The sequence below is a fragment of the Micromonospora sp. NPDC051296 genome, assembly GCF_040682255.1.
Lineage (GTDB): Bacteria > Actinomycetota > Actinomycetes > Mycobacteriales > Micromonosporaceae > Micromonospora > Micromonospora craterilacus.
Window position 1 is genome coordinate 1 of the sequence record NZ_JBFBAO010000529.1, and the last position, 3,515, is coordinate 3,515.

A 3,515-nucleotide genomic window follows, 5' to 3' on the forward strand; every position below is an offset into this window, starting at 1 on the left:
GTCGCCCCGCGGCAGATGCTGCGCGCGCAGGGCCCGACCACGCCGGAGTCGGCGCTGGCCGTGCTCAAGGGCTCGCTGGCCGGGCTCGGCGCGGCACACGCCCGCGGCGTGGTGCACCGCGACTACAAGCCCGAGAATGTGCTGGTCACCGGCGAGGGCGCGAGCAAGCTCGCCGACTTCGGCATCGCCATGCCGGCCGGTGCCAGCGCCGGTGCCAGCGTCACCGGGACGCCGCGCTACATGGCCCCCGAACAGTGGACCGGCGCCCCGGCCAGCCCGGCCTGCGACATCTACGCCGCCACCGCCACCTTCTTCGAGTGCCTGACCGGCCGTCCCCCGTACGACGGGCGGGACCTGGCCACCCTGCGCCAGCAGCACGCCCGCGCGCCGATCCCGACCGACCCGGCCCCGCGTCCGGTGCACGACCTGCTGCGGCACGGCATGGCCAAGCGTCCCGCCGACCGGCCGCGGCCCGCGCAGGTCTTCCTGGCCACTCTGGAGGAGGTGGCCGCCGGGGCGTACGGCGCGGACTGGGAGGAACGCGGGCTGCGGGAGCTGGCCCGGCGGGCCGCGCTGCTGGCCGCCCTCTTCCCGTTCCCGGACGGCACCGGCGGTGCCACCGCCGTGGCCAGCACCTCGCTCGGCGCCGCCCCGTCGACCGGTGACGGTGGCGAACGCACCGCGCCGCGGCGGGGACGCGCCCGGGCGGCGCTCGTCGGCGGTGGGCTGGTGGTGGCCGTGCTGGTCGGCGGTGCCGGGCTCAGTTACGCCGCCCGGAACACTCCGGTCGCCCCGGCCGGCGCGGCGAAGCCCGAGGCGAGGACGGAACTGACCGCCGACACGCCGCCGACCGGCGGGGTGCCCGTCTCGCCCACGCCGGAGGAGCCCGACGGTTCCACCACCCCGACCGCCGCCGCTCCACCCACCCCGACCAGCGGCACCACCACCCCGACCGGAACGACGCCAGCCACGCCGTCCACGCCGTCCATGACGCCCAGCGGCAGCCCGCCGCCGTCCACGCCGGCACCCACCCCGTCGACCAGCACCAGCCCGCCACCACCGCCGGACACCACCGGGCCCACGATCGCCCGGGTCGCGGCGAGCCCGACCGAGCTGGACCCGGCCGGCTGTCCGTACGGACCCACCGCCAGCATCGTCACCGCGCTCGTCAACGACGACCGCACGGCCGTGGGTGACCTGCGGGTCCGCTTCCGCTACACCATCGAGAAGCAGTCGTACGAGCAGAGCATGGCGCTGATCAGGAGTGGCCAGTTCCGTGGTGTGCTCGGCGACCTGCCGCGACCTGGATCCACCACCCGGATCCCGGTGACGGTCCTCGCCACGGATGCTGCCGGCAACACCACCGTCGGCGACTCGACGGTGTACGTGACGCTCTACTCCTTCTGCACGCCGGGCTGACCGGGCGCGCCCACCTACCAGGCCGACGACGAGCGGGAGACGCAGCGGTGACCCAGCCGGACGACACGACCGAGGCCCTGCCCACCCGCCGTTTGCCGGAGTCGACGGCGCACCTCGGTGCTGCCGAGCCGACGGTCGGCCTGGGGCCGACGTCGCGGCTGTCGAGGGACGACGCGACCGTCCACCTGGACGCGAGCCAGGCGACGGCCTCGCTGGATCAAACGGTGTCGCTGGACCGGACGGTGTCGCTGGACCGGACGGCCTCGCTGGACCAGACGGTGTCGCTGGACCGGCCGGTGCGGCATGCGCCACCGCAGGCGACCACGCAGGCCGCGCGTACCGGTGCGGAAGCCACCGTAACCGGGGCGGCGTTCGCCCCGGCGGGCACGGCCGGGGCGCGTACCGCTGCCGAACCGCTCGCGGCTCCGACCGCCGGCCCCGGCGGCGAGTTGCGGTTCGGACCCGGCGTGCCGGCCGCCCCACCGCCGGCGCCAGCCTGGCCGACACCCACGTCGCCACCGCGCCGCAGGTCGGCCTGGCGCCGGCTCGTCTCGGTGCTGTCCACCCTGCTCACCCTCGCGCTGCTCGCCGCCGTCGGGCTGTGGATCTGGCAGCGGCTCAGCCCGGTGGAGATCGCCGAGGTGAGCGTCGCCGTGCCCGGCCCGGCCGGCGAGCAGTGCGACGTCAGCGTCGACGTGGTCGCCACGGTGCGGACCAACGGCCGCGCGGGTGTCATCGAGTACCAGTGGCTGCGCTCCGGCAGCGCCCCCGGTGCCCTGCTCGAGGAGCGGGTCGGTTGGGGCCAGCGCACGGTGGAGCTGACCCTGCGCTGGTCGTTCAGTGGGGTCGGCACCACCACCGAGACCGCCACGGTGAACATCGTCTCCCCGACACCGGCGCAGGCGAGCACCGAGGTGGTCTACACCTGCCGGGGCTGACGCCAGGTCACCGCGGACGTTTCCCTCGCAGGGCACCCGGGTAGGTCGGGCCGGACCAAGAACCCGCCCCTGTGGAGGACCATCCGATGCGAGACAACTTCGGTGACGCGGTGGGGGACACCCTCCGTTCGATACTTCTCTTCCTGCCCAAGGCCGTCGCCTTCGTGGCGATCCTGGTGGCCGGCTGGCTGATCGCCAAGGCGGTCCTGAAGCTCGTTGACCGGCTGCTCGACCGCGTCGGCTTCGACCGGGCGGTCGAGCGCGGCGGGATCCGGCGGGCACTGGCCCGATCCCGCTACGACGCCAGCGAAATCGTCGCCCGGCTCGCCTACTACGGCGTGCTGCTGCTCACCCTCTACCTGGCCTTCGGCGTGTGGGGGCCGAACCCGATCTCCGATCTGATCGCCGGAGTCATCGCCTGGCTGCCCCGCGCCTTCGTCGCGATCGTCATCGTGGTCGTCGCCGCCGCCATCGCCAGCGCGGTGAAGGACATCATCTCCGGCGCGCTCGGCGGGCTGTCGTACGGCCGGCTGCTGGCCACCATCGCCTCGGTGTTCATCATCGCCGTCGGCGTCATCGCCGCGCTCAACCAGATCGGGGTCGCCACGGCCGTGACCACCCCGGTGCTGATCGCCGTGCTGGCCACCATCGGCGGCATCATGGTGGTCGGGGTCGGCGGCGGGCTGGTCCGGCCGATGCAGAGCCGCTGGGAGTCGTGGCTGTCCCGCGCCGAGGAGGAGTCGCGGGCCATCGCCGAGCACGCCCGCGCCTACTCCGCCGGTCGCCGCGACACCGCGGCGCACCTCGCCGAGCCGACGTCCCCGCCCACCACGCCGGCACCCGGCGCACCGACCTTCAGCGCGTCGACCTTTGCCGCTCCCGCCGCCACCCCGCCTGCCTCCGCCGGGCCCGCCGGCACCCCGCCCGTCGATGACCCGGAGGCCACCCAGGTCGTCAGCGCCCCCGGCATCGACCCCGACCCGACCACGCCGCTGCCCCGGCCGGACGACCCGGAGGCCACCCAGGTCACCTCGACCGGCCGGGACGTGCCGGCGCCGCGCGGCACCGACGACAGCGACTCGACCATGGTCCTGCCGAGGACCTCGAGCGCCACTGATCGGCGTCCCTTCTGACACCCCGCTCACGGAGTGAGCGCCC

The 3,515-nt window shown here is 75.0% G+C and carries 2 protein-coding genes and 1 pseudogene; all 3 read left to right on the forward strand.

Going from position 1 to position 3,515, the window contains the following annotated elements:
* The coding region (locus AB0M52_RS32305; RefSeq protein ID WP_363961538.1) for a serine/threonine-protein kinase at nt 1–1,419 on the forward strand (1,419 nt) is incomplete at its 5' end.
* 47 nt (nt 1,420–1,466) lie between these two features.
* Nucleotides 1,467–2,357 carry a hypothetical protein gene (locus AB0M52_RS32310; protein WP_363961540.1) on the forward strand — a complete coding sequence of 297 codons (891 nt, stop codon included), beginning with the start codon at nt 1,467–1,469 and terminating at the stop codon, nt 2,355–2,357.
* 86 nt (nt 2,358–2,443) lie between these two features.
* Nucleotides 2,444–3,148: pseudogene (locus AB0M52_RS32315) on the forward strand (hypothetical protein); the annotation flags it as partial.
* Nucleotides 3,149–3,515: the final 367 nt, after the last annotated feature.